Source organism: Actinoallomurus acanthiterrae (assembly GCF_054775715.1).
Window position 1 is genome coordinate 9,777,282 of the sequence record NZ_BAAHCO010000001.1, and the last position, 22,363, is coordinate 9,799,644.

Below are 22,363 nucleotides of genomic sequence, written 5' to 3' on the forward strand. Positions count from 1 at the left end.
CCATGGGAGACCTCGGATGAACCGTCGCGCCGTCGCGGCCACCGCCGCCGGAACACTGGCCCTGTCCCTTTCCGGTGCCGGGATCGCCACCGCCGGCACGTCCGGCCCCGCGCTGCGGGCGCGGGACGACGCCTACCGGGTACGGGCCGGGCGGGCCCTCGACGTGCGCGGCCACGGTCTGTTCCGCAACGACAGCGGGCGGCCGATCACGTTGATCTCGCACACCTCCCCGGCGCACGGGTCGCTGAGCCTCAATCCTGACGGTTCGTTCCGGTACACGCCGGCCGCCGGATTCACCGGGACCGACACCTTCCGCTACACCGTCAGCGACGCGGTCCGGCTGTACGCCACTCACCTGCCGCCGCTCGCCACGATCGGCGGAGTGAAGATCACCGCCGGCGCGTACGGGTCCGCGCTCGCTCCGGTGCCGGGCTCGCGGGACGAGTTCTACGGGCTGACCGACCGGGGACCGAACGTCGACGGCCCGAACGGCGAGAAGATCCTGCCGCTGCCCGGGTTCACCCCGTCCATCGGGCGGTTCCGCCTGCGGGACGGCAACGCCGTGCTCGAGCGGACGATCCCGCTGCGCGCCGCCGACGGCACCCCGTACTCCGGCCGCGTGAACCCCCAGGCGACCACCGGGGAGAACCTCGTCGACCTGAACGGGAACCCCCTGGCGCCGAGCGCGAGCGGGTACGACTCGGAGGGCCTGGTCGCGATGCGGGACGGGTCCTTCTGGGTGTCGGACGAGTACGGGCCGTTCATCACGCACTTCGACCGGACCGGCCGCGCGATCGAGCGGCTGTCCCCCTTCGACGGCTCCCTCCCTCGCGAACTCGCGAACCGGGTGCCGAACAAGGGCATGGAAGGGCTGACCATCACCCCCGACGGCAGGACGCTCGTCGGCATCATGCAGTCGGCGCTGCAGCAGCCCGACGTGACCGCCAAGCCGAAGAACATCACGACGCTGCGCATCGTGACGTACGACCTGCGCACCCGGGCGACGCACGAGTACGTCTACCTGCTCGACGATCCGAAGAAGAACAGCGGGGCGGTCAGCGAGATCACCGCGCTGTCCGGCACGAGGTTCCTCGTCGACGAGCGTGACGGGAACATGGAGCCGGGCGCGTACAAGAGGCTCTTCACGATCGACCTGGCGGGTGCGACGGACGTCGGGCCGCGGGCGTCCGTGCCCGGCGCCGTGTACGACGCGGCCAAGGGCGGGCTGCTCGTCGGCGCGGACCACAAGACGATCGACGCGTACGTCGGCCCGGACGACACCGCGACGTCACGGTCGGACCTGGCCGCCGTCGGCGTCACACCGGTCCGCAAGAGCCTCGGCCTCGACCTCGGCGGGCTGCTGACCGGTCTCGACCCGACAGGCGGCTTCTTCGGGCACGACAAGGTCGAGGGCGTCGCCACGACCGACGGCGGGCGCACGCTCGTGATCAGCAACGACAGCGACTTCGGCGTCGACGGCGTCACGAACGCCACGCCCCCGTACGCCCTGCACGTCAAGACGCTGCCGGACGGCCGGCAGGACGACGGCGAGTACCTCGCGATCGACACGACCCGGCTGCCCGCCGCCACGAGCACCGCCACCGTCACCATCACGGTGACCGCCCGCTGACGCGGCCCCGCCAAGCCCGGCCCCGCTCAGCCCAAGCGCCCCCGAGCAGCCCGGGTCCCGACGACCCGGTCAGCTCTCCAGGAACGCCGTCAGCGCGCGGGCGAGGAGGTACGGGTCGTCGGCGCCGCACAGCTCGCGCGCGGAGTGCATGGACAGGATCGGCACGCCGACGTCGACCGTGGTGATGCCGTGGCGGGCCGCGGTGATCGGGCCGATGGTCGTGCCGCACGGCATCGCGTTGTTCGACACGAACGCCTGCACGGGCACGCCGGCCCGGTCGCAGGCGGCGGCGAAGATGCCGCGGCCGACCCCGTCGGTGGCGTACCGCTGGTTGACGTTGACCTTGAGGATCGGCCCGTGGTTCGGCATCGGGCGGTGGGTCGGGTCGTGGCGCTCGGGGTAGTTCGGGTGGACGGCGTGGCCGGTGTCGGCGGAGACGCAGATCGTGCCGGCGAACGCCCGCGCGCGGTCGTCGTACGAGCCGCCCCGCGCGTAGATCGACCGCTCGAGGATCGCGCCGAGCAGCGGGCCGCCCGCGCCGGTGTCGGCCTCGCTGCCGTTCTCCTCGTGGTCGAACGCCGCGAGGACGGGGATGTACGGCAGGCCGGGTGAGGCGGCGGCCGCGGCGAGCGCGGCGGTGCCCGCGTGCACCGACAGCTGGTTGTCGAGCCGCGCGGCGGCCAGGAACTCCTGGTCGCGGCCGAGGTACGCGGGCGGCTGCACGTCGTGGGTCATCAGGTCCCAGCCGACGATCTCGGATGCCTGGATCCCCGCCTCCTCGGCGACGAACCTGATCAGCGCGCCCTCGTCGACCGCGCCGAGGGCCCAGATCGGCTGCGTGTGCCGCTGCCGGTCCAGCTGGAGGCCCTTCTCCCCGATGGACCGGTCGAGGTGGATGGCCAGCTGCGGCACCCGCAGCAGCGGCCGGTCGACGGCGACCAGGCGTGTGCTCCCGTCGCGCAGCGCTATCCGGCCGGACAGGCCGAGGTCGCGGTCGAGCCAGCTGTTGAGCAGCGGCCCGCCGTAGATCTCCACGGCGACCTGCCGCCAGCCGTACGCCCCGGAGTCCGGGAGCGGCTTGACCCGCAGGTTCGGCGAGTCGGTGTGCGCGCCGACGATCCGGAACGGGGTCTCGGGGCGGGCGTGCTCCGGGACGTGCCAGGCGACGATCGCCCCGCCGCGTATCACGTAACGCCCGCCCGCCTCGCCGGTCCAGGCGTCCGTCTCCGCCGCCTGCCGGAACCCGGCCTTCTCCAGGCGCTCGGCCGCACTCGCCACCGCGTGGTACGGGGACGGGCTGGCGGCGATGAAGTCGGCGAGGTCGTCGGTGTGGCCACGGTCGAACCGGGACTGGGCGCTCATGAGACCAAGGATAGGGAGGGCCGGACGGACGGTGGTGTAGGCAGCACCACCGCCGCCGGGTGGTCACCTCCCGCCGGGCCGGGGGTTCACCGGCTGGGAGCCGAATCCCCGGATTTCTACCGTCATCAGCGAGGACATGAACCCGCCGGACGGTGAAGGGGACCCACCATGAAGGACAACGTGGCCGCGCGATTGGGCGGCTGGAGCGCCCGCCATAGAAAGACCGCGATCTTCGGGTGGCTGCTGTTCGTGGTCGTGGCCGTGCTCATCGGCGGCATGGCCGGGGAGAAGCAGCTGACCAACGCCGAGCAGGGCACCGGCGACTCCGGGCGCGCGGTCCGCATCCTGGAGGATGCGGGCGTCAAGAGCCCGGCCACCGAGATGGTGCTCGTGCACAGCGCCGCTCCGGACGGGTTCCGCGCGGCGATCCCGGACGTGACCCGCGCGATCCGCGACAGCGGCCGGGCCGCGACCGTACGCGAACCCCTGGTCTCCCGCGACCGCCGGGACGCGCTGGTGCAGTTCGACATGGCGGGCGACCCGAAGACGGCGGCCGACCGGGTGGCACCGGTCCAGGCCGCGGTGGCGCAGGCCGGGGCCCGGCATCCGGACGTCCGGGTGGAGGAATTCGGGGACGCGTCCGGCGAGCGGTGGTTCAACAAGACGCTGGGCCAGGACTTCTCCCGCGCCGAGCTGACCGCCGTGCCGCTGGCGCTGGGCATCCTGCTGGTCGCCTTCGCGGCACTGCTCGCCGCGATCATGCCGGTGGCCATCGCGCTGACCGCGTTCCTCGCGGCGAACGGGCTGCTCGCCGTCGTCAGCCACGCCATGCACATGGATGGTTCGGCGAACTCGGTGATGCTGCTGATGGGCCTGGCCGTCGGCGTCGACTACTGCCTGTTCTACCTGCGCCGGGAGCGCGAGGAGCGGGCCGCCGGACGGGACCGGGAGACCGCGCTGCGCATCGCCGCCGCGACGTCCGGCCGGTCGGTGCTGGTGTCCGGGTTGACGGTCATGGTGGCGATGGCCGGGATGTTCCTGTCCGGGATGCTGTTGTTCGAAGGCTTCGCGGTCGCGACGATCCTCGTGGTGCTCATCGCGGTGATCGGCTCCGTGACGGTCCTGCCGGCCCTGCTGTCGCTGCTGGGCGACAAGGTGGAGTTCGGGCGCGTCCCGTTCCTGCACCGCAGGCGGTCGACCGGCCGGTTCTGGAACGCGGTGCTGCGCCCCGTCCTGGCCCGCCCGGGCATCGCCGCCGCGCTGGCCGCCGGGTTCCTGCTGGCGCTGGCCGCCCCGGCGCTCGGCATGCACACCGAGAAGCTCCGGATGGAGCAGCAGCTCCCGAAGAACGCCGCCCTGATCCAGACCTACCACCACATCAACGCGGCCTTCCCCGGCGGCCCCGACCCCGCCCTCGTCGTGGTCAAGGCGTCCGACGTCCAGGCGCCGCGCGTACGGAAAGCGATCCGGTCGCTGCAGGACGCCGCGCGGCAGAGTGGGGAGTTCGGCCGGCCGGTCCGTACGCAGGTCCATGCGGCGGCGAACGTCGCCACGATCAGCGTGCCCCTGGCCGGGAACGGCTCCGACGCCACGTCACGGCACGCCCTCGCGACCCTGCGGCAGCGCCTGGTGCCCGCGGCGTTCGGTGGGGTCGCCGAGGCGCACGTCACCGGCACCCTGGCCTCCTCCACCGACTGGAACACCCAGCTGCGGCGCAGCATCGTGCCGGTCTTCGTCTTCGTGCTGAGCATCACGTTCGTGCTGATGCTCATCTCGTTCCGCTCGATCCCGATCGCCGCCACCGCGATCGTGCTCAACCTGCTGTCGGTCGGCGCGGCGTACGGGGTGATGGTGGCGATGTTCCAGCACGGCTGGGGCGCCGGTCTCGTCGGCACCCACGGCGTCGGGGCGATCGAGTCGTGGCTGCCGCTGTTCGTGTTCGTCGTGCTGTTCGGGCTGTCGATGGACTACCACGTGTTCGTGGTCTCCCGGATCCGCGAGGCCCGCGACCGCGGCACGCCGACGACGCAGGCGGTGGCGCAGGGCATCCGCGCGACGGCCGGAGCCGTGACCAGCGCGGCCGTCATCATGGTCGCGGTGTTCGCGGTCTTCGGCACCCTGTCGATGCAGGATTTCAAGCAGATGGGCGTCGGCCTGTCCATCGCCGTGCTGCTGGACGCCACGATCGTCCGCGCGGTGCTGCTCCCGGCGGTGATGACCCTGCTCGGCGACGCGAACTGGTACCTCCCGCGATGGCTGTCCTGGCTGCCCGGCCTGTCCCACGACTCCCACGACGAAGCGCCCGCCACCGTCCCCGACCTCAAGCGGCCGGCGTACGTCCCCGCCGACCGCTGAGCGTCTTCCCGAGGGGCCGGATCGGATCCGGCCCCTCGTCCAATTCAGCCGAGCGCGAGGGCGGCCAGGGCGGCGTTGACGATGGAGCCCGGGAGCAGGTCGTGCAGTTCGTACAGCTCGGCGATCGCCCCGGACTGGCCGAACTGGTCGACGCCGAGCGGCACGCACGGCACGCCGAACGCCGAGCCGAGCCAGGCGAGCGCGTGCGACGCGGCGTCGTGGACGGTGACGATCGGCGCCCGGACCGGGAAGGCGGCGCGGAGCGCGCCCGCCTCCGACGGGGTCGTCGCCGTACGGACGCCCTGGCGCAGGGTCCGCTGCCACGCGGAGTAGAGCCGGTCCGGGGAGGTCACGTCGACGACGTGCGCGGCGATGCCCTCCTCTTCCAGCTCGCGGGCGGCGGCCAGCGCCTCGGGCAGGACGGCGCCCGAGGCGGCCAGCTGCACCGCGGGGCCCGCGACCTCCGACCGGTGCAGCAGGTACGCCCCGGCGAGCACCTGGCGGCGCAGCACCGCGTCCCCGAGCCGTTCCCGCGCCTGCTCGAACGGTGTCTGGTCCAGGGGCCGGGTGGTCAGGCGGAAGTAGTACGCGCCGTCCTCGGCCGGAACCGCGGTGGTCGTCTCCGACGGACCGGCGGCGATCCGGCCGAGCGCGTCGCACAGCAGCCAGTCCAGGGCGGTGGCGTAGGCGGGCTCGACGTACGTGACGTTGGGCAGCTCCAGCCCGATCGACGCGGTGATCGTCGACTGGTGCGCCCCGCCCTCGGGCGCGAGCGTCACCCCCGACGGCGTGCCCGCGACGACGAACCGCGCCCCGGAGTAGACGCTGTAGATGAAGGCGTCCAGGCCCCGGCAGACGAACGGGTCGTACACCGTGCCGACCGGCAGCAGCGGCTGCCCGTGCAGGTCGCCGGCGAGCCCGAGCTGGCCGAGGAGCAGGAAGAGGTTCATCTCCGAGATGCCCAGCTCGATGTGCTGGCCCGTCGGCCCCTCGGTCCACTTCAGCAGCGGATCCACGCTCCACGCCCGCTGCTCGGCGGGCGCGAACACGCCCTTGCGGTTGATGAACCCGGCGAGGTTGGTCGAGGTGGCGACGTCCGGCGCGGTCGTGACCAGGTACGGCGCGACCTCCTCGGCCCGGGACAGGTCGACGAGGATCTTGCCGAAGGCGTCCTGCGTCGAGACGGGCCGCGACGTCCGCACCCCGGTCGCCGCCGGAACCGCCACGCCGAGCGCGCCGGGAGCGGGCGTACGGCGCAGCGCCTCACGCCGCTGGTTGCACAGGATGCCCTCGGGGGTCGCCGGGTCGAACCGGGCCCACTCGTCGCCGGGCACCCGCAGGGAGCCGCGCAGCGCGTCGATCTGCTCGCCGGTGAGCAGGGCGGAGTGGTTGCGCGGGTTTCCGGCGATCGGCAGGCCGTGGCCCTTGACCGTGTACGCGAACACCACGCTGGGCCGGTCGGTGACCGCCTCGCACTGGGCGTAGGCCTCCAGCATGGCGACCAGGTCGTGGCCGCCGAGGTCCTGGACGAGCCCGGCGAACTCGTCGTCGGGAACGTCCGCGACGGCGGCGGCGACCTCGGCGGGCGCGCCGTCCAGGAACGTCTCGCGCAGCTTCGCGCCGGTGAGCCCGAACAGCGCCTGGTAGTGCTCGTTCGGCATCGCGTCGATCCAGCCCCGCACGGCGGCGGGCGCCTCGCGCAGCCGCCGGCCGTACTTCACCTCGACGACGTGCCAGCCGGCCGCCTCGAACTGCCCGCGCCACTGGGCGATCCGCACGCCGGGCACGACGCGGTCCAGCGACTGCCGGTTGAAGTCGACGACCCACATCACGTTGCCGAGGCCCTGGGTGGCCGGGTCGGCGATGGCCTCCCAGACGTTGCCCTCGTCGAGCTCGGCGTCACCGAGCAGCGCGATGAACCGCGCCTTCGCGGCGGACTCGCCGCGCCAGTGGGCGTCGACGTAGCGGCGGACGGCCGCGGCGAACAGCGGCGCCGCCGCGCCCAGGCCCACCGAGCCGGTGGAGAAGTCGACGTCGTCGGGGTCCTTGGTGCGGCTCGGGTACGACTGCAGGCCGCCGCGGGCGCGCAGGGTCGTGAGGTAGGAGCGGTCGAGGTCGCCGAGGAGGTACTTGATCGCGTGGAACACCGGGGAGGCGTGCGGCTTGACGCTCACCCGGTCCTCGGCGTTCAGGTGCGCGAACCACAGCGCGGTCATCGCGGTGACGAGCGACGCGCTCGACGCCTGGTGCCCGCCGACCTTCACGCCGTCACCGGTGTCGCGTTCCCGGTTGGCCGCGTCGACGATGCGCACGGCCAGCCAGAGCACGCGGCGCTGGATCTCCTCCAGCACGTCCAGGTCGACGCCGGCCAGGTCCACACCCGCGACCTCATTGTCACGAACGTCCTGCATGTCAGCCCCTCACTGGAAGAGTGCGCTATATCCGTTCAGCGCGGGTTGTCCTCCCAGATGAGCGTAGAGGACGGTGGATCCTGCCTCTATCTCCTGATTCGTCACGAGATCGACAAGTCCGGCCATGGACTTGCCCTCGTACACCGGGTCGGTGATCATCCCTTCGAGCCGGGCCGCGAGCCGCATCGCCTCCAGGGTCTGCTCGTCGGGGATGCCGTAGGTCCCGGCGTGGTACCGCTCGTCGAGGATGACCTCGTCGTCGCGGATCTCCGTGCCGATCAGCGAGGCGGTGTTCCGGGCGATGCGGGTGATCTGGTCGTGCGTCTCCTTGGGCTTGGCGGAGCCGTCGATGCCGATGATCCGCCGCCCCTTCCCCGCGAAACCGGCGACCATCCCGGCCTGGGTGCTGCCGGTGACCGAGCAGACGACGATCGTGTCGAAGTGGACGCCCAGCTCGCGCTCCTGCTCCTCCACCTCGCGCGCCCAGCCGGCGAAGCCGAGCCCGCCGAGACGGTGGTCCGACGCGCCCGCCGGGATGGCGTACGGCTTGCCGCCGCGGTCGCGGACGTCCTGCAGGGCCTTCTCCCAGCTCTCCTTGAACTCGATGCCGAAACCGGCCTCGACCAGCCGTACGTCGGCGCCGAGCAGGCGGGACAGCAGGATGTTGCCGACCCGGTCGTAGACGGCGTCGGGCCAGTCCACCCAGCTCTCCTGCACCAGGACGCAGTTCAGGCCGAGCCGGGCGGCGACGGCGGCGACCTGCCGGGTGTGGTTGGACTGCACGCCGCCGATCGACACGAGCGTGTCGCAGCCCTGGGCGAGCGCGTCGGCGACCAGGTACTCGAGCTTGCGCGTCTTGTTGCCGCCGTAGGCGAGCCCGGAGTTGCAGTCCTCCCGCTTGGCCCACAGGTTCACCGCGCCCCCGAGGTGCTCGGTCAGCCGGGGCAGCGGGTGCACCGGCGAGGGGCCGAACAGCAGCCGCTCGCGGGGGAAGTCGTCCAGCGTCGTCATCAGGTCTCCTTGTCGAGAAGGTCGCCGAGCGTGGCCCAGATCTCGGCGGTGGCGGCCACGGCCGCCTCGGCGTCGCCCGCGGCGCAGGCGTTGATCAGGCGGTCGTGCAGGGCGATCGACCGCCGCCCCGGAAGAGAGCCGAACCGCAGCCGCTCCAGCCGCCGGATCAGCGGCAGGTAGCGCTCGATCGTCGCGGCCACCGCGCGGTTGCCCGCCGCGGCCACGGGCACGTCGTGCAGTTCGTCGTCGGCGGCCAGCGCGGCCTGGACGTCGCCGGTGTCCAGGGCGGCGGCGAACCGCGCGTTGGCCGCGCGCATCGTCTCGACGTGCCGCTCCGTCAGGACCGGCACCGCCGTGCGCACGGCCAGCTCGTGCATGGCCCGGACGACGACGTACGCGTCGCGGACGTCGCGCACCACGAGCGGGGTGACGCGGGTGTAGGCGTGCGGCTTGGTCTCGACGAGTCCTTCGTCCGCGAGGCGGGCGAGCGCCTCACGGACCGGCGTGCGCGACAGGCCGACGCGCTCGGCCAGCTCGCCGTCCCGGATGATCTCCCCGGGCGCCAGGTCGCCCTCGACGATCGCGTCGCGCAGCATGCGGTACGCCTGGTCGCGGAGCAGGGAGCGGTCGAGCCGGGGAAGCCGTTCTGAGGGCATACCAATATATTAGATATTGGTTTGTTCGATGCGTCAACACCCTGTGTGGCATCTGCATCATGCCTGCTCGGCGGGCGTTCATAAGATCTTTCTCGGCACCGGGGCGTGTGCGTGCGCGGGGCCGGCATGCGCGTACGTCGTGCACGCGTGCCGGCACACGCCCGGTACGGTTGGCGCGTGCTGACCAACGTCACGGCCACGCGCTACGTGACCCCCCTCCGAGAGGGCGGGTCCCTGCCCGCCATCGTCGAGGCCGACGACCTGGGGACGTACGTCGTGAAGTTCCACGGCGCCGGGCAGGGTCGCAAGGCGCTGATCGCCGAGATCATCGCGGGCGAGCTCGGCCGGCGGCTCGGCCTCCGGGTGCCCGACCTGGTGACCGTGGACGTCGATCCGGTGATCGCCCGGCACGAGCCCGACCCCGATATCCAGGACCTGCTCAAGGCGAGTCCCGGCCGCAACCTCGGCGTCGACTACCTGCCCGGCTCGCTCGGCTTCGACCCGCTGGCCTGGACGCCCGAGGCCGACTTCGCCGCGTCCGTCCTGTGGTTCGACGCGCTGATCGGCAACGTCGACCGGAGCTGGCGCAACCCGAACCTCCTCGTCTGGCACGGCGACGTCTGGCTGATCGACCACGGCGCCAGCCTGTACTTCCACCACGCGTGGGCCTCGGCGGACAAGCTGGTCTCCCGCCCGTACGACGCGAGCGACCACGTGCTGGCGACCTTCGTCGACGACGCTGGGCTGGCCCGCGCCGGCCGCGACCTCGGCCCGAAGGTCACCGAGGACCTGCTGCGCGAGGTCGTGGCGCTCGTTCCGGAGGAGTGGCTGACCGACGAGCCCGGCTTCGACTTCCCCGCCGACGTCGCGGAGGCGTACGTGAAGCACCTGCGCACGCGCCTGACGACGCAGGACGTCTGGCTGCCCGAGGTCGGCGAGGCCCGGCCCGCCATTCCCCATTCCGGGCAGCGCCCGCCGGCCCGACCGAAGTGGCTGTCATGAAGATCTTCGAGTACGCCGTGCTGCGGGTGATCCCCCGGGTCGAGCGCGGCGAGACCATGAACGTCGGCGTGATCCTCTACTGCCAGGCCGACGACTTCCTCGGCTGCCGGACGCACGTCGACGAGGCGCGGCTGCGCGCGCTGACCCCGGACCTCGACGTCGACGGCGTACGGGCGGCACTGAAGGCGGTCGACGACATCTGCTGCGGCGGGCCGCGGGCGGGCCAGGCCGCAGGCGAGTCCCTCGGGGCCCGCTTCCGCTGGCTGACCGCGCCGCGCAGCACCGTCGTCCAGCCCGGTCCGGTGCACTCGGGACTCACCGCCGACCCGGCGGCCCAGCTCGACCGTCTACTCGACGTCCTCGTCCGCTGACCGCCGCCGGCCCCGGGCCGTCACGGGCGGGTCCGGCGGGCCTGCGCCTGGATCTCGGCCGGGTCGAAGGCGTTGATCTTGTTCACGAGTTCGCCGGTGAAGACGGTGTTCACATCGACGTTCTGGGTGATGAGGCCGGCGCGCTTCATGTAGTCGATGTTGCGCTGCAGCTCCGAGGCCTTGAGGATGCCCCACTGCCGCTCTCCGCTCTGCACACCCAGAGTCCGCATGCGGACCTCGAGCACCTTGGCGTCGTTGTCCCGTGCCTTCCGCGGTGGCAGGGCGGCGTTGCGCGCCTCCGGGTGAGCGGCGTAGAGATCGTCGATCGCCGCCTTGGGATTCGCCTGGGCGAAGACCACTCCCTTGGCCACGGCGCGGCCGATCCGGGCGAACAGGTCGGGGCTCTTGCGCAGGTTGGCGGCGGTCGCCACGAGTCCCCCGCCCGCGAGCGTGTCGATCTGCGGCATCGGGATCCTGCGCAGCGGGATGCCGCTGTTCTCCAGGATCTGGAACTGGGTGTCGAACAGGGCCACGGCGTCCACGGAGTGGTTCTTCACGGCGGTCGCCTGCTGCGGACCGGTGCCGATCCCCACGAAGGTGACCGCGTTCTTGGGGATTCCGGCGTCCTGCAACGCCACCTGGACGTTGGTCACGGCGGCGCTGCCCAGGGACGCCGCCCCGATCTTCTTGCCGCGCAGGTCCCGCAGGCCTGGCGGATGCTGGCCGAGCAGGGGAAACGCAGCGTCCAGCGCTGCCCGACGTGCGAATCCGTGCAGTTCTACCCGCGGGCGCGCTGGGTCCGCTGCGGCGGCTCCGTCGAACAGGCCGCCGTGAGCGGCCACGGAACGATCTACAGCTACACGGAGGTTCACCGCCCGCCCGCCGGATTCACCGACCTGGCCCCGTACGCCGTGGCGCTCGTGGACCTGGACGAAGGGACACGGGCCATGGGCAGAGTGATCACCGACGACCCCGAATCCGTCCGGATCGGCCGGCGCGTCGTCACCGTTCTCGAGGAGACCGCGGACGGCCGGGTGCTCCCTCAATTCGCCCTCGCGGACGAGGCCCACGGCTCCGGTCTCGCGGACGGTGCCGTACCCGAACCGCCCGCCTCCGGAACCGATGCCGCGGAGCGACGTCGATGACCGCCGTGGAGGACGGCGCGACGCGACCGCCGGCACTCGGAGTCGCCCTCGACTTCGGGTCCACCCGGCCGCTGCCCCCACAACTGCGCGCGGCCGGAGAACTCCTGTCCCGTGCGGCCGAGGCCGGACTCGAATCGGTCTGGGTCGGCGAGAGCTACCATTCGTCGCCGCAGCCGTTCCACCTGCCGTCCCCGCTCATCACGCTGTCCCACCTGGCCGCGCTCACCCCGCTGCGGCTCGGCACCGGCGTGCTCCTCGCGCGCACCTACGACCCGGCCCGCCTGGCACGCGAAGCCGCCCTCGTCGACCAGATCAGCGCAGGACGGCTGACCCTCGGTGTCGGACTGGGCGCTCCAGCTCTGCGCGCGGCCTTCGGCGGTCCCGACCAGCCGGGCGGAACGGCGATGGACCGGCTCCTCACCGACCTGCGCGAGGCCTGGTCCGAGACGGCGCCGCACCCGGCCGTGCCCCCGCCGTACCGCCGAACGAGCCCAGGAGGGCGTTGCGCTGTGCGGCGGTCAGGCGCGTGCCCTCACGGGCGCTCGCGCGTCGGGTCTTCGTCGTCAAAAGGGCACCTCTTCCTCCTCCGCAGGGATTGTCGGCTACGGATCGCGGGTGAGAAAGGTCGTGATCCCCCGTTGGAAGTCGTCGAAGGCGACGGGAGGCCCCCCGGCCTGCGCCTTCGCGGCGGCCCACGCCGGCGCGAGCACGGCTCCGACAGCGTGCTTGGCGGCCCGGACGGCCGCGCTGGGATGGCGGGTGATCGTCAGCACCAGCCGACGCGTCGCCGTGGCCAGCTCCTCGTCCGGCACGCAGCGGGTGGCGAGCCCGAGGCGCACCGCCTCGGCCGCGGAGACGAGCCGGCCGGTGTACAGGAGCTCCCGCGCGACGCCCGGTCCGGCGAGCACGGCCAGCCGCGCGGCGAAGGCGGGGCTGACGAGGATGCCGAGCCGCGCGATCGGCATCCCGATCCGCGCGCTCTCCGCCATGACCTGCAGGTCACAGGCGAGGGCGAGCTGGCAGCCCGCCCCGGCGGCGACGCCCTCGACCTGGGCGATGACCGGCACCGGCAGGTCCTCGATCGCGGTGAAGGCGGCCTCCATCGCGGCGAAGCTGTCGGCGACGCCGGTGACGTCCGCCTCGACCCACTCCCGCATGTCCGAGCCCGAGCTGAACATGCCGCCCCGGCCGCGGACGACCACGGCCCGCAGGTCGTCGTCGCGGGCGAGGTCACGGAACGTCCGTTCGAGCTCCCGCCAGTCCCGGCTGGACAGCGCGTTGCCACGACGCCCGTCGCCGACGGCCACCTCGGCGACCTCGACGTCACGGTGCAGTCTGACCTTCATCGGATGGCCCCCTCCTCCCTCATCGCGGCGATCTCCTCCGCGGTCAGGCCGAGCTCGGCGAGGACCTCGTCGGTGTGCTCGCCGAGGCCGGGCGGGGCGGACCGTACGGCCGGCGGCTGCGCCGACAGCTTGATCGGCGAGCCCAGCATGCGCAGCCGTCCCGCTCCCGGGTGCTCGGTCTCGACGACCATCTCCCGGGCCAGCACCTGCGGATGGGAGAGCGCTTCGGGCACAGTGTTGATCGGCCCGGCCGGAACGCCCGCCTCGGTGAGGATCTCCGCCCACTCGGCGCTGGTCCGGGCGGCCAGTGCCTCCTCGAGGAGGGCCAGCAGCTCCTCCCGGTTCCGTACCCGGTCCGGGTTGGTGGCGAAGCGCGGGTCGTCGGCCAGGTCCGTACGGCCCACGGCGTCCACGAACCGGCGCCACTGCCCGTCGTTGCCCACGGCGACCATGACGTTGCCGTCGGCGGTGGGCAGCGCCTGGTAGGGCACGATCGACGGATGGGCGGAGCCGTACCGGCGGGGCGTCTCCCCCGTGGCGAAGTAGCCGCCCGCGACGTACGTCAGCCAGGCGACCTGGCCGTCGAGAAGCGAGATGTCGACGTGCTGGCCACGGCCGGTCTGCCGCCGGGCGTTGAGCGCGGCGAGGACGCCGATGACCGCCCACATCCCGGCCCCGAGGTCCGCGCCCGACGTGCCCATCCGCACCGGCGCGCCGTCGGACTCGCCGGTCACGCTCATGATCCCGCTCATCGCCTGCGCGATGGCGTCGTACCCGGCACGTTCGGCGTACGGGCCGGTGTGGCCGTATCCACTGATCGACGCGTACACCAGGCCGGGGTTGCGGGCCGACAGTTCCTCGTAGCCGAGGCCGAGGCGGGCGGCGGTGCCCGGCCGGAAGTTCTCCAGGAGCACGTCGGCGCGGTCGGCGAGCCGCTGGACGGCGTCACGGCCCTTCTCCGTCTTCAGATCCACGCTGATGGAGCGCTTGTTGCGGTTGACGGACAGGAAGTACGCCGCGTCGTCCCCCTGGAACGGCGGCCCCCATTGGCGGGTGTCGTCGCCCTTCCGGGTGTCCTCGACCTTGATCACGTCCGCGCCGAGGTCGGCCAGGATCATGCTGGCGAAGGGGCCGGACAGGATCCGGGACAGGTCGAGCACCCGCACGCCGGCGAGCGCGCCGTTGAACATCGCGTCTCCAAATTGGTTGGACCAGTGGACCTCAATACCAATGAGGTAGAGTGTCGTCAACCATCCCCAGAGGCGTCAAGAGGGGCGAAGTGTCCGAATCTCTCCGTCCCCTGGCCCGGCCCCGCCTGTACGAACAGGTCGCGGCCCGGCTCCGCGCGTACGTCGCCGACCAAGGTCTGCGAGCCGGGGACCGGCTTCCCCCCGAACGCGAGCTCGCCGAGCGTCTGCGGGTCAGCCGCACCTCCGTCCGCCAGGCGATCGTCGCCCTCGAGGTCCAGGGGCTCATCGAAGTCCGGCACGGCGGCGGCAACTACCTGCTGCGGGACCGCCTCGAGCCCGAGCCGATGGAGAATCTCCTGGCCCGCAAGCGACGGCTTCCCGAGATCCTCGAGGCGCGCGACGCCGCCGAGACCAAGCTGGCGTCCCTCGCCGCCGAGCGCCGCACGGCCGCGGACCTCGCCGCCATCGACGCCGCCCTGGCCGCGATGCGGGCCGCCATCGAACGCGGCGAACTCGGCGTCGCCGAGGACGAGCGGTTCCACGGCGCGGTCATCGCGGCAGCCCGCAGCCCGCTGCTCGCCGACTTCATGACCCATCTGTCCCGGGAGATCGCCGAGAGCCGGCGCGAGTCCCTGCGCCAGCCCGGCCGCCCGGCGAACTCACTGCGCCAACACGAGAAGGTCGCCGACGCCATCCGCACCGGCGACCCCGCCGCCGCGGCCGCCGCGATGCACCACCACGTCCAGAGCGTCGGCGACGTCAAGCTCCTGAACTGGTCCCCCGACGTCTGACCCGCCACCGGCTACTGTGCCTGGTGGTCGTGGCGTGGGGGGCGTTGTGCCAGGGCCTGGGCGCGTGCGGTGACCTCGTCCGTGGACACGGCGCACAGGCCGCCGAGCACGTCCTCCAGCGCGGCCAGCCAGAGTTCGTAGTAGGCCTAGGGCTCCTCCGGCGCCGCCGTGGCCTCCCAGGCCGCGATCCGGGCGACCAGCGCGGCCTGGAATTCCGGCCAGGAGAACGCCCCCGCCTCATACAAGCTGACGGCCATGCCGAAAGCGCGGTTGAGCGGGCCCACGTTGGTCTCGTAAACCCACGTGGAACGCCTCACCTTCCCCGACGGCGGCACCGCTCGGTGCCCCAGCCGTACATCTCGGCGGTGTCGAAGAAGGTGACGCCCAGGTCGTGAGCGCGGCGGAGGGCGGCGACGCCGGCCTCCTCTTCGGTGGATCCGTAGGCCATCGTCAGGCCCATCGCGCCGTAGCCGATCGCCGAGACCTCAAGGCCCTGGCTTCCGAGCGTCCGGTTCTGCATGGCGCACTCCTCTGAAAGAAACTAGAAGGCCTTTTTGGCGGACCGTTGTGTCAGTGCGCTGCGGCGGTCAGTCCGGCGCGGTGGATCCGGGTGTGCTCGGCGACGCGCCGGCCGAGGTGGCGGGCGGTGTTCAGGTCTGCGTCGTGGACCGCGGGTGTGTCGTTGAAGCTTTGTGCGCCGGCGCCGAGGTAGAAGCCGAGGCGGTTGTCGTCCTGGGGGCTGGATGTGGTGGTGTTCCAGCCCGGCAGGAGGTTCAGGCTCACCCAGAGCATCCCGTGCTGGGCCGCCAGGAGCGAGAGGTACTGCAACGTATGCATCTTGTCGCCGCTCATGGAGCCGGAGTTGGTGAATCCCGCCGCGAGCTTGTCGCTCCAGGCGCGGGTCATCCACCGCTTGCTGCTGGACTCGGCGAAGGCGTGGAACGCCCCGGACGCGGTGCCCATGTAGGTGGGGGTACCGAAGATGATGGCGTCTGCGGCGTCCATCAGTTCCCAGTCGGCGTCGCTGAGGGAGGCGACGTCCACGCGGTGGACGTGCGTCCCAGCGATGGAGCGCGCGCCGTCGGCAACGGCCGTGGCGATCTGCGCCGTGTGGCCGTAGCCGGAATGCGACGCGATGACGATCGAGATATCGAACACGGGTGTTCCTCTCCTGCCGCGATGGCGGCGTGTTCAGTGGTGTGCCGGCGGACGATGAGCTGCCCGCTGCGGCGGTCGGCCGCACTGCTCCACGCTTCGGGTACCGGGGGCCCGGGCGAGGCGTGGCGCATGCCCAGGTGTCGCGGGCCGACACCGACCACGATCAGTGTGGATCACCGTTCCGCTTATGAGCGTATCACCGATAAGTCAGTGATACGCAAAATGAGATATCGTTGTTCCATGAACGAGGGACGACGCGCCGCGCGGCGCCAGGTACTGCAGGTGGCCGCCAAGCTTTTGGAGGAGAACGGCAGCGAAGCGGTCTCTACGCGCGCTGTCGCCGCAGCCGCGGGCATCACGGCCCCCGCGCTCTACCGGATGTTCGCTGACAAGGACGGACTCCTGGCCGAGCTGGCCGCCTACGGATTCGAGATGTACCTGGCCGAGAAACGGGAGGCACTGGCGCTGACCCCCGACGACCCGGTGGCCGACCTCTACCGTGGCTGGGACCTGCACGTCGACTTCGGAGTGCGGCACCCCGCGTTCTACATGCTCATGTACGGCACTGTGCAGCCCGGGCGGCGGCCCCCGGCCGCAGACGAGGCGCACGCCCTGCTGGTGGAACTGCTGGGCCGGGCGGCCGACGCCGGGCGCCTTCGGGTTCCGGTGGAGCAGGCGACTCGCGTCATCCACGCGGCGACAACGGGTGCCACGCTGGCGCTGATCGGCGAAGAGCCCTCGGAGCGGGACCTGACCCCTTCGGCACGGCTGCGGGACACCGTCATCGCCTCGGTCACTACGGACTCGCCCGCCTCATCCGGGTCGGACCTGGCCTCGCGCGCACTCGCCCTCGATGCCGCGCTTGAAACCGCGCTCACCACCGGGCCCCTGACTGCGGGCGCCAGGGTACCTCTGCGAAACACGGAGACGGCTCTGCTGCGCGAATGGCTGCAGCAGCTTGCAGGCTGAACCGGCCGGCAGGACGCGTGACGAAGGTCCGGTGATCGCCACCGCGAAACGGGACGAACGCCACCCTGCCTCTCGATGTCATCCCCTTCACCGAGCGATCCGTCCGGACCGAGCGGGACATCCTCAGTTCGTGCACGCGGGGCGCGAGTTGTTAGCGTGCGTCTTCATCCAAGGCACGAAAGTCAGGCAGACAGGTGGACAGGATTCTCATCGCGGGCATCTCCGGAGCCGGGAAGACGACGCTCGCACGGAGGCTGTCCGAACGGTACGGCCTGCCGCGCTATGAACTGGACGCACTGCACCACGGCCCCGGCTGGGTCAGGCGCTCGGAGTTCGAGTCCGATGTGAAGGAGTTCAGCGCGCGGGATCGCTGGGTCACCGAGGACCAGTACCACCGGGCACTCGGCGACCTGCTGTGGGAACGCGCCGACACGGTCGTCTGGCTGGACCTGCCCCGCCGTACGGTGATGTGGCGGGTCATCCGGCGGTCCATCGCCCGCTCCATCACACGACGGCCGCTATGGAACGGCAACCGGGAGAGCTTCCGCGACTGGCTCGACGCCGACCACCCCATCCGCTGGGCCTGGACCCAGTTCGACCGCCGCCGGCGAGAGACCACCGAACGCACCACCCGCCACCCCGCCGTCACCGTGATCCACCTGCAGACGGCCCGCCAAGCCCGCCGCTGGCTCACCGAGGCAGGCCGACGCCTCTGATCGATCGCCGCAACAACCGCGTGAGGTGACGATCAGTCGAACACGTCCTCGAGGGACTCCGCTCGCGCGGCTCGGTCCATCCAGAATGCGAGATAGCCCAACTCCGCGCAGGTCTCGATGCGCTCACGGGCGTCTTCCGGCAAGTCGATCTCTCTAGCGGCCAAAACCGCGAAAAGGGCGCGGGCCCACCCCTTCCGAAGGCCGTCCATCGCGCCCTCCGTCCACCCCTCTGCCCACCCTGTCGCCTTGCCGTGCCCGAAATGTGCACGCGCAAAAGGGCTGTAGACGGGCCACCTGCCAGGCACTATTTCCTCCATGATGCGTCGGACCGCCGAGGCGGTCATATGGCAAGCAGCCTCATGGCTGCAGCAGGGAATGCCGCGAGCACCGGTTGTCCGTCAATCGCGGTGATCGGCAGGGACGAGCACCGCTCGTCGCTGAAAGCGCGGCTCAGTCGAACAGCGCGTCGACGGTCTGGACGACCCCGGCCTTTTTGAGCCACGCATCGATCTCCTGAAGGTCCGTGCAGGCGTTGATGCGAGCACGAGCACTCTCCGGAACTTCGATGCCCCGCGCTTCCAGAACCGTCAGAACGGCGTGAACCTCTCCTTCCGCGCGACCTTCCACGCGGCCCTCTGCCTTGCCGCGGCCGAAGTGTTGTTTTGCGAAGGGGGTGTAGACGGGCCAGGACGTAGAAGACACGAGCTCCTCCAGGATGCGTCGGACCGCCTCCGCGGCCATGTTGTAAGCGTACTCAAGGTATTGCGGACCGTAACGGGGCTCAACCAGTTCGAGGGCGTCGACGAACGCCTTCAGCACCGACTCCTGCCGGCCGTGCATCATCACCCCCATCGCAGCCAGCTCGGGGTGGGTCGCGGCCTCGGCCGGGTCGGTGATGACCGGCACGTCGCCCGGGCCGAGCACCACGGCCCGGAAGACATAACCGGGGAGTTCGGTGACGATCGGCTCGGCGTAGTACGCCGCCGCGTCCGCTTCCGGGCATACGCAGAGCACGGTCACGGGTCGGCGCAGCAGTATCCACAGCTCCGCGGCGTACCGGGGCAGCTGTCGTCGCTTTGAGACGGTCTTCTCCTGCTGGACTTCCACGATGATCCCGTGTCGTACCTGTTGAGAAGGACCTACCGTGATCACCGTGTCCGGCTTGAAGTCCTGCGACGGCCGGTCGTTGAAGTCATTCGACTCGACTTGCACCGCAGTGGCCTCGGGCACATCGATGCCCTTCAGCTCGCGAAGGACCTTCACGGCGAACTCCGGGCGCTTGCGGAACATATCGTTGATCGCGTCATGTCGGGGGGACGGCATGTCACGGAACGCTACAACATGATCGCTGTTAGTGACGCATGTTTTTCGAACTTCGATTCGAACCGACCCTGGCAGGGGTCAGAACATCACGGACATGAAGGTGTCGACGTCGTGGAAGCCGACGCGGCGGTAGGTGGCGCGGGCCGGGGTGTTGAAGTCGTTGACGTACAGCGTCACCGCGGGGGCGATCGAGCGGAGTGCCTCGGTGACGACGGCGGCCATGCCGTGCACGGCGTACCGGCGGCCGCGCAGCTCAGGGTGGACCCAGACGCCCTGCACCTGGCAGGCGTACGGGGTGACGGCGCCGATCTCGGCCTTGAACACGACGCGGCCGTCCTCGATGCGTGCGAAGGCGCGGCGGGCGCGGATGAGCTCGGCCACTCGTGCGCGGTACAGCACTCCCCCGTCGCCGGACTGCGGGGAGACCCCGACCTCCTCGGTGAACATCGCGACGCACGCCGGGTACAGGATGTCGAAGTCGTTCATGGTGACGCGGCGCACGGCCGGGTCGGACTCGACGGGCGGTGGTGCCACCGTCGACATCACCGGCTGCGCGGCGCGGACGGCGCGGGGTGAGCCCCAGGACGGGCGCAGGGTGTTCCACATCTCGGTGACCGCGGGCACCGAGCCGACGATGGAGGAGCAGCGGCGCCCTTGGGAGCGGGCGCGGTCGGCGAAGTGGCGGGCGGCCTCCCGGTCGGCCGCGACCGGGACGAGGTTGGCGCCGGAGTAGCAGAGGGACGTCAGGCGGCCGCCGCGGTGGAATCCCCAGACCTCGGCGCCGAGCCGTCCCGGGTCGACGCCGGCGCCGTACACGCGGGATCCGACGAACACGTTGGAGACCGGATCGGCGTCGAGGATCTCCAGCACTGCGTCACGGTGGCGGTCGTCCAGGAGGCGCACCGGGGACGTGCGCAGCATCGGACTCACGTTGTCTCCCGAACTGTGGATCCGGTCTTCGGTGACGCGGATCGCCGTGACGACACGTTAGCTCCGCTCACCCTGTAAGGGTACGGGAGGCTCCCGCCAAGATCGGCAACCAGGTCCGGCACGCCGCCGTTCCCAGCAGAACGCGAAGGACCCCCGGCCGGAGCCGGGGGTCCTCACAACCGGATCAACCAGATCAACAAAACTCGCGCGTCACCGGGTCACGGACGGCCGATGAGCGGGCGGGCGGGCGCCTTGGGGGCGATCGACCGGGCCGCGCTGTCGGTCGGGACCGGGTCCGGAAGCGCCTTGCAGGTCACGTCCGGTCCGCTGCCCGGCTTGTTCTTGGGCAGCGTGCCGGTGCTCAGGTAGGCGGCGACCTTGTCGTCGAGGCACGCGTTGCCGTTGAGCGTGTTGGCGTGGGTCTTGCCGCCTTCCTCGGCGACCAGGCGGGAGGGCAGCAGCTTGTGCATCTCGACGCCACCCGGGTACGGCGTCGCCGCGTCGAGCGTGGACTGCACGAGGAGCGCGGTGGCCATGCCCTTCGCCTTGATCTTCAGCGCCGGGCCGCCCTGGAACGGCCAGTACGCGATCGGCGCGTTGAACCAGACGTTGCTCCACGTGTTGAAGTGGTAGCCCTGCTTGTAGAGCTTCGCGGCATCGCCCCGCCACTTGCTCCAGCTGCGAGGCCACTTCGCGTCCGCCGCCTGGACGGCGTTGTAGACGGCGAAGCCGTTGTCGTCGGCGGTGTGGATGTAGTTCGTGTAGAGGCCGACGAGCCCGGAGGCGTCGTTCTTGGTGGCGAACGCCGAGAACGCGTCGGCGACCGGCTGGTACCAGCCGGTGCTGTAGCCGGCGTTGAGGAAGGTGTCGTCGAGCTCGTCGCCGCCGAGCTTGCCGCCGATCGGCTTGGCGAACGCGGCGGAACGGACGCTGTAGTACTTCTTCTCCACCGCCGCGGCGGTCGTGCCGAGGTGGTAGCGCGAGTCGTACTTGGCGACCCAGCCGAAGAAGAACTTGATGTTCCGCTCGAACGCCTTGTCCTGCGACAGCTGCGCGTCGTACCAGACCTCACGGACGTCGACGTTGCCGTCGAGCACCATGTGCTTCACGCGCTTGGGGAAGAGCGTGCCGTACGTCGCGCCGAGGTAGGTGCCGTACGAGAAGCCGTAGTAGCTGATCGTCTTCTGGCCCAGGGCGGCGCGGATGGCGTCGATGTCGCGGGCCGCGTCGGTGGTGCGCAGGTGCGGCAGCAGCCAGCCGAACTTCTTGGCGCAGTCCTTGGCGTACGCCTTGGACCTGGCCTTCCAGGCCGCCTCGGCCTTCGCCGAGTGGGGGACGTAGTCCGCGCGGATCGGGTCGGAGTAGTGCGGGTCGCAGGTCAGCGCCGGCTTGCTGGATCCGACGCCGCGCGGGTCGAACCCGATGATGTCGTACTGCGCCGGGATCTCCTTGTGGCCCACCCCCGTGAACCAGCTCGCGAGCGAGCCCGCGAGGTACAGGCCGCTGCCGCCGGGGCCACCGGGGTTGGCGATCAGAGCGCCCTTGTAGTGCTTGGTGTCGGTGTGCTTGAGCCGCGACACCGCGATCGAGATCTTCTTGCCCTTCGGGTGCCGGTAGTCCAGCGGCACCGTGAGCTGCCCGCACTCGGCCTTGGCGAGGGAGGGCTGGTCGGTCGGGCACTTCGACCAGGCGATCTTGGCGGCGGCCTGCGCCGTCTCCGCCTGCGCCGGAACGACCACCGCAGCGCCGGAGAGTCCGACGCCCGCCGCAGCGGTGATGACCACGAGTCTCTTCACATGACCCCCTTGCGCACGGGCTCACGAACGGGCCCGCACTGGTAGGAATGCGAAGAATTGTGGCGCTAGGGAGAAAAGGGACGGAAGAGACTCAAGCAACTGTTGTTGGATCGTGACGGCTCGACCGTTGCGGCCGCCGAAAAGTGCCGTCCCCGGCGACCGGAACGGCCACCGGGGACATCTACCGGAATCGCCGGGACG

Annotated in this window: 21 protein-coding genes and 1 pseudogene; 9 read left to right on the forward strand and 13 right to left on the reverse strand. The window is 71.2% G+C overall.

Annotated elements, in window-relative coordinates; all coding sequences use genetic code 11:
• Positions 1-16 precede the first annotated feature (16 nt).
• The gene (locus ACYVF7_RS46080) at positions 17-1,630 is read left to right on the forward strand and encodes an esterase-like activity of phytase family protein (protein ID WP_460352336.1); all 1,614 of its coding nucleotides are present in this window, start codon (positions 17-19) and stop codon (positions 1,628-1,630) included.
• 69 nt (positions 1,631-1,699) lie between these two features.
• Here ACYVF7_RS46080 and ACYVF7_RS46085 read toward each other — a convergent pair whose 3' ends face one another.
• Complete coding sequence (locus ACYVF7_RS46085) at positions 1,700-2,992, reverse strand: M18 family aminopeptidase (RefSeq protein WP_460352337.1); 1,293 nt, start codon at positions 2,990-2,992, stop codon at positions 1,700-1,702.
• A 168-nt stretch (positions 2,993-3,160) separates the two neighbouring features.
• Here ACYVF7_RS46085 and ACYVF7_RS46090 point away from each other — a divergent pair, with 168 nt between their 5' ends.
• The gene (locus tag ACYVF7_RS46090; protein ID WP_460352338.1) at positions 3,161-5,347 is read left to right on the forward strand and encodes an MMPL family transporter; all 2,187 of its coding nucleotides are present in this window, start codon (positions 3,161-3,163) and stop codon (positions 5,345-5,347) included.
• Between the two features lie 44 nt (positions 5,348-5,391).
• Here ACYVF7_RS46090 and ACYVF7_RS46095 read toward each other — a convergent pair whose 3' ends face one another.
• The 3 genes from ACYVF7_RS46095 to ACYVF7_RS46105 are packed head-to-tail and all read right to left on the reverse strand — an operon-like array spanning position 5,392 to position 9,425.
• Positions 5,392-7,758, reverse strand: a complete 2,367-nt coding sequence (locus tag ACYVF7_RS46095) for a transketolase-like TK C-terminal-containing protein (protein ID WP_460352339.1) — start codon at positions 7,756-7,758, stop codon at positions 5,392-5,394.
• A gap of 9 nt (positions 7,759-7,767) precedes the next feature.
• Positions 7,768-8,769: a 1-aminocyclopropane-1-carboxylate deaminase gene (locus ACYVF7_RS46100; protein WP_460352341.1), complete on the reverse strand. Its 1,002-nt coding sequence runs from the start codon at positions 8,767-8,769 to the stop codon at positions 7,768-7,770.
• The gene (locus ACYVF7_RS46105) at positions 8,769-9,425 is read right to left on the reverse strand and encodes a GntR family transcriptional regulator (protein ID WP_460352343.1); all 657 of its coding nucleotides are present in this window, start codon (positions 9,423-9,425) and stop codon (positions 8,769-8,771) included. Before ACYVF7_RS46105 ends, ACYVF7_RS46100 begins: the two co-directional genes overlap by 1 nt.
• Before the next feature lie 177 nt (positions 9,426-9,602).
• Here ACYVF7_RS46105 and ACYVF7_RS46110 point away from each other — a divergent pair, with 177 nt between their 5' ends.
• Both ACYVF7_RS46110 and ACYVF7_RS46115 read left to right on the forward strand, forming a co-directional pair.
• Positions 9,603-10,427, forward strand: coding sequence for a HipA family kinase (locus tag ACYVF7_RS46110; protein ID WP_460352344.1), 825 nt, complete (start codon positions 9,603-9,605; stop codon positions 10,425-10,427).
• The gene (locus ACYVF7_RS46115; RefSeq protein WP_460352346.1) at positions 10,424-10,798 is read left to right on the forward strand and encodes a DUF3037 domain-containing protein; all 375 of its coding nucleotides are present in this window, start codon (positions 10,424-10,426) and stop codon (positions 10,796-10,798) included. Before ACYVF7_RS46110 ends, ACYVF7_RS46115 begins: the two co-directional genes overlap by 4 nt.
• A gap of 20 nt (positions 10,799-10,818) precedes the next feature.
• On the opposite strand, the gene ACYVF7_RS46120 is transcribed toward ACYVF7_RS46115, so the two are convergent.
• The gene (locus ACYVF7_RS46120) at positions 10,819-11,640 is read right to left on the reverse strand and encodes an ABC transporter substrate-binding protein (protein ID WP_460352347.1); all 822 of its coding nucleotides are present in this window, start codon (positions 11,638-11,640) and stop codon (positions 10,819-10,821) included.
• On the opposite strand from ACYVF7_RS46120, the gene ACYVF7_RS46125 reads away from it, so the two are divergent.
• Both ACYVF7_RS46125 and ACYVF7_RS46130 read left to right on the forward strand, forming a co-directional pair.
• Positions 11,629-11,943: a Zn-ribbon domain-containing OB-fold protein gene (locus ACYVF7_RS46125; RefSeq protein WP_460352348.1), complete on the forward strand. Its 315-nt coding sequence runs from the start codon at positions 11,629-11,631 to the stop codon at positions 11,941-11,943. The genes ACYVF7_RS46120 and ACYVF7_RS46125 overlap by 12 nt on opposite strands.
• A pseudogene (locus tag ACYVF7_RS46130) lies at positions 11,940-12,323 on the forward strand (LLM class flavin-dependent oxidoreductase); the annotation flags it as partial. The gene ACYVF7_RS46125 and the pseudogene ACYVF7_RS46130, both read left to right, overlap by 4 nt.
• A 222-nt stretch (positions 12,324-12,545) precedes the next feature.
• On the opposite strand, the gene ACYVF7_RS46135 reads toward ACYVF7_RS46130, so the two are convergent.
• On the reverse strand, positions 12,546-13,289 hold the full coding sequence (locus tag ACYVF7_RS46135) for an enoyl-CoA hydratase/isomerase family protein (RefSeq protein ID WP_460352350.1): 744 nt from the start codon (positions 13,287-13,289) through the stop codon (positions 12,546-12,548).
• Positions 13,286-14,479: a CaiB/BaiF CoA transferase family protein gene (locus tag ACYVF7_RS46140; RefSeq protein WP_460352351.1), complete on the reverse strand. Its 1,194-nt coding sequence runs from the start codon at positions 14,477-14,479 to the stop codon at positions 13,286-13,288. Before ACYVF7_RS46140 ends, ACYVF7_RS46135 begins: the two co-directional genes overlap by 4 nt.
• Before the next feature lie 89 nt (positions 14,480-14,568).
• Here ACYVF7_RS46140 and ACYVF7_RS46145 point away from each other — a divergent pair, with 89 nt between their 5' ends.
• The gene (locus ACYVF7_RS46145) at positions 14,569-15,270 is read left to right on the forward strand and encodes a FadR/GntR family transcriptional regulator (RefSeq protein WP_460352352.1); all 702 of its coding nucleotides are present in this window, start codon (positions 14,569-14,571) and stop codon (positions 15,268-15,270) included.
• A gap of 313 nt (positions 15,271-15,583) precedes the next feature.
• Here ACYVF7_RS46145 and ACYVF7_RS46150 read toward each other — a convergent pair whose 3' ends face one another.
• Positions 15,584-15,790: an aldo/keto reductase gene (locus ACYVF7_RS46150; RefSeq protein WP_460352354.1), complete on the reverse strand. Its 207-nt coding sequence runs from the start codon at positions 15,788-15,790 to the stop codon at positions 15,584-15,586.
• A gap of 50 nt (positions 15,791-15,840) precedes the next feature.
• Positions 15,841-16,428: a flavodoxin family protein gene (locus ACYVF7_RS46155; RefSeq protein WP_460352356.1), complete on the reverse strand. Its 588-nt coding sequence runs from the start codon at positions 16,426-16,428 to the stop codon at positions 15,841-15,843.
• Between the two features lie 240 nt (positions 16,429-16,668).
• Here ACYVF7_RS46155 and ACYVF7_RS46160 point away from each other — a divergent pair, with 240 nt between their 5' ends.
• Together ACYVF7_RS46160 and ACYVF7_RS46165 are read left to right on the forward strand one after the other, a co-directional pair.
• Positions 16,669-17,397: a TetR/AcrR family transcriptional regulator gene (locus ACYVF7_RS46160; RefSeq protein WP_460352358.1), complete on the forward strand. Its 729-nt coding sequence runs from the start codon at positions 16,669-16,671 to the stop codon at positions 17,395-17,397.
• Between the two features lie 194 nt (positions 17,398-17,591).
• Positions 17,592-18,113: a P-loop NTPase family protein gene (locus ACYVF7_RS46165; protein ID WP_460352360.1), complete on the forward strand. Its 522-nt coding sequence runs from the start codon at positions 17,592-17,594 to the stop codon at positions 18,111-18,113.
• A gap of 32 nt (positions 18,114-18,145) precedes the next feature.
• Here the strand turns inward: ACYVF7_RS46165 and ACYVF7_RS46170 are convergent, their stop codons facing one another.
• The 4 genes from ACYVF7_RS46170 to ACYVF7_RS46185 all read right to left on the reverse strand — a co-directional run bounded on the left by ACYVF7_RS46170 (position 18,146) and on the right by ACYVF7_RS46185 (position 22,162).
• Positions 18,146-18,322: a hypothetical protein gene (locus tag ACYVF7_RS46170; RefSeq protein WP_460352361.1), complete on the reverse strand. Its 177-nt coding sequence runs from the start codon at positions 18,320-18,322 to the stop codon at positions 18,146-18,148.
• Between the two features lie 241 nt (positions 18,323-18,563).
• The gene (locus tag ACYVF7_RS46175) at positions 18,564-19,436 is read right to left on the reverse strand and encodes an RpnC/YadD family protein (RefSeq protein ID WP_460352363.1); all 873 of its coding nucleotides are present in this window, start codon (positions 19,434-19,436) and stop codon (positions 18,564-18,566) included.
• A gap of 78 nt (positions 19,437-19,514) precedes the next feature.
• Positions 19,515-20,357 (reverse strand): GNAT family N-acetyltransferase, encoded by an 843-nt coding sequence (locus tag ACYVF7_RS46180; RefSeq protein WP_460358480.1) that lies wholly within the window; start codon positions 20,355-20,357, stop codon positions 19,515-19,517.
• A gap of 227 nt (positions 20,358-20,584) precedes the next feature.
• Entirely contained in the window at positions 20,585-22,162 is a 1,578-nt protein-coding gene (locus ACYVF7_RS46185; protein WP_460352365.1) for an alpha/beta hydrolase, read from the reverse strand.
• Positions 22,163-22,363 lie beyond the last annotated feature (201 nt).

Excerpts from the sequence above, each read along its gene's own strand:
- ACYVF7_RS46105 (WP_460352343.1), bottom strand. The coding sequence starts at position 9,425 with ATGCCCTCAGAACGGCTTCCCCGGCTCGACCGCTCCCTGCTCCGCGAC.
- ACYVF7_RS46095 (WP_460352339.1), bottom strand. The coding sequence starts at position 7,758 with ATGCAGGACGTTCGTGACAATGAGGTCGCGGGTGTGGACCTGGCCGGC.
- ACYVF7_RS46135 (WP_460352350.1), bottom strand. The coding sequence starts at position 13,289 with ATGAAGGTCAGACTGCACCGTGACGTCGAGGTCGCCGAGGTGGCCGTC.
- ACYVF7_RS46175 (WP_460352363.1), bottom strand. The coding sequence starts at position 19,436 with ATGCCGTCCCCCCGACATGACGCGATCAACGATATGTTCCGCAAGCGC.
- ACYVF7_RS46140 (WP_460352351.1), bottom strand. The coding sequence starts at position 14,479 with ATGTTCAACGGCGCGCTCGCCGGCGTGCGGGTGCTCGACCTGTCCCGG.
- ACYVF7_RS46160 (WP_460352358.1), top strand. The coding sequence starts at position 16,669 with ATGAACGAGGGACGACGCGCCGCGCGGCGCCAGGTACTGCAGGTGGCC.
- ACYVF7_RS46115 (WP_460352346.1), top strand. The coding sequence starts at position 10,424 with ATGAAGATCTTCGAGTACGCCGTGCTGCGGGTGATCCCCCGGGTCGAG.
- ACYVF7_RS46180 (WP_460358480.1), bottom strand. The coding sequence starts at position 20,357 with ATGCTGCGCACGTCCCCGGTGCGCCTCCTGGACGACCGCCACCGTGAC.
- ACYVF7_RS46085 (WP_460352337.1), bottom strand. The coding sequence starts at position 2,992 with ATGAGCGCCCAGTCCCGGTTCGACCGTGGCCACACCGACGACCTCGCC.
- ACYVF7_RS46080 (WP_460352336.1), top strand. The coding sequence starts at position 17 with ATGAACCGTCGCGCCGTCGCGGCCACCGCCGCCGGAACACTGGCCCTG.
- ACYVF7_RS46170 (WP_460352361.1), bottom strand. The coding sequence starts at position 18,322 with ATGGACGGCCTTCGGAAGGGGTGGGCCCGCGCCCTTTTCGCGGTTTTG.
- ACYVF7_RS46090 (WP_460352338.1), top strand. The coding sequence starts at position 3,161 with ATGAAGGACAACGTGGCCGCGCGATTGGGCGGCTGGAGCGCCCGCCAT.
- ACYVF7_RS46100 (WP_460352341.1), bottom strand. The coding sequence starts at position 8,769 with ATGACGACGCTGGACGACTTCCCCCGCGAGCGGCTGCTGTTCGGCCCC.
- ACYVF7_RS46150 (WP_460352354.1), bottom strand. The coding sequence starts at position 15,790 with ATGCAGAACCGGACGCTCGGAAGCCAGGGCCTTGAGGTCTCGGCGATC.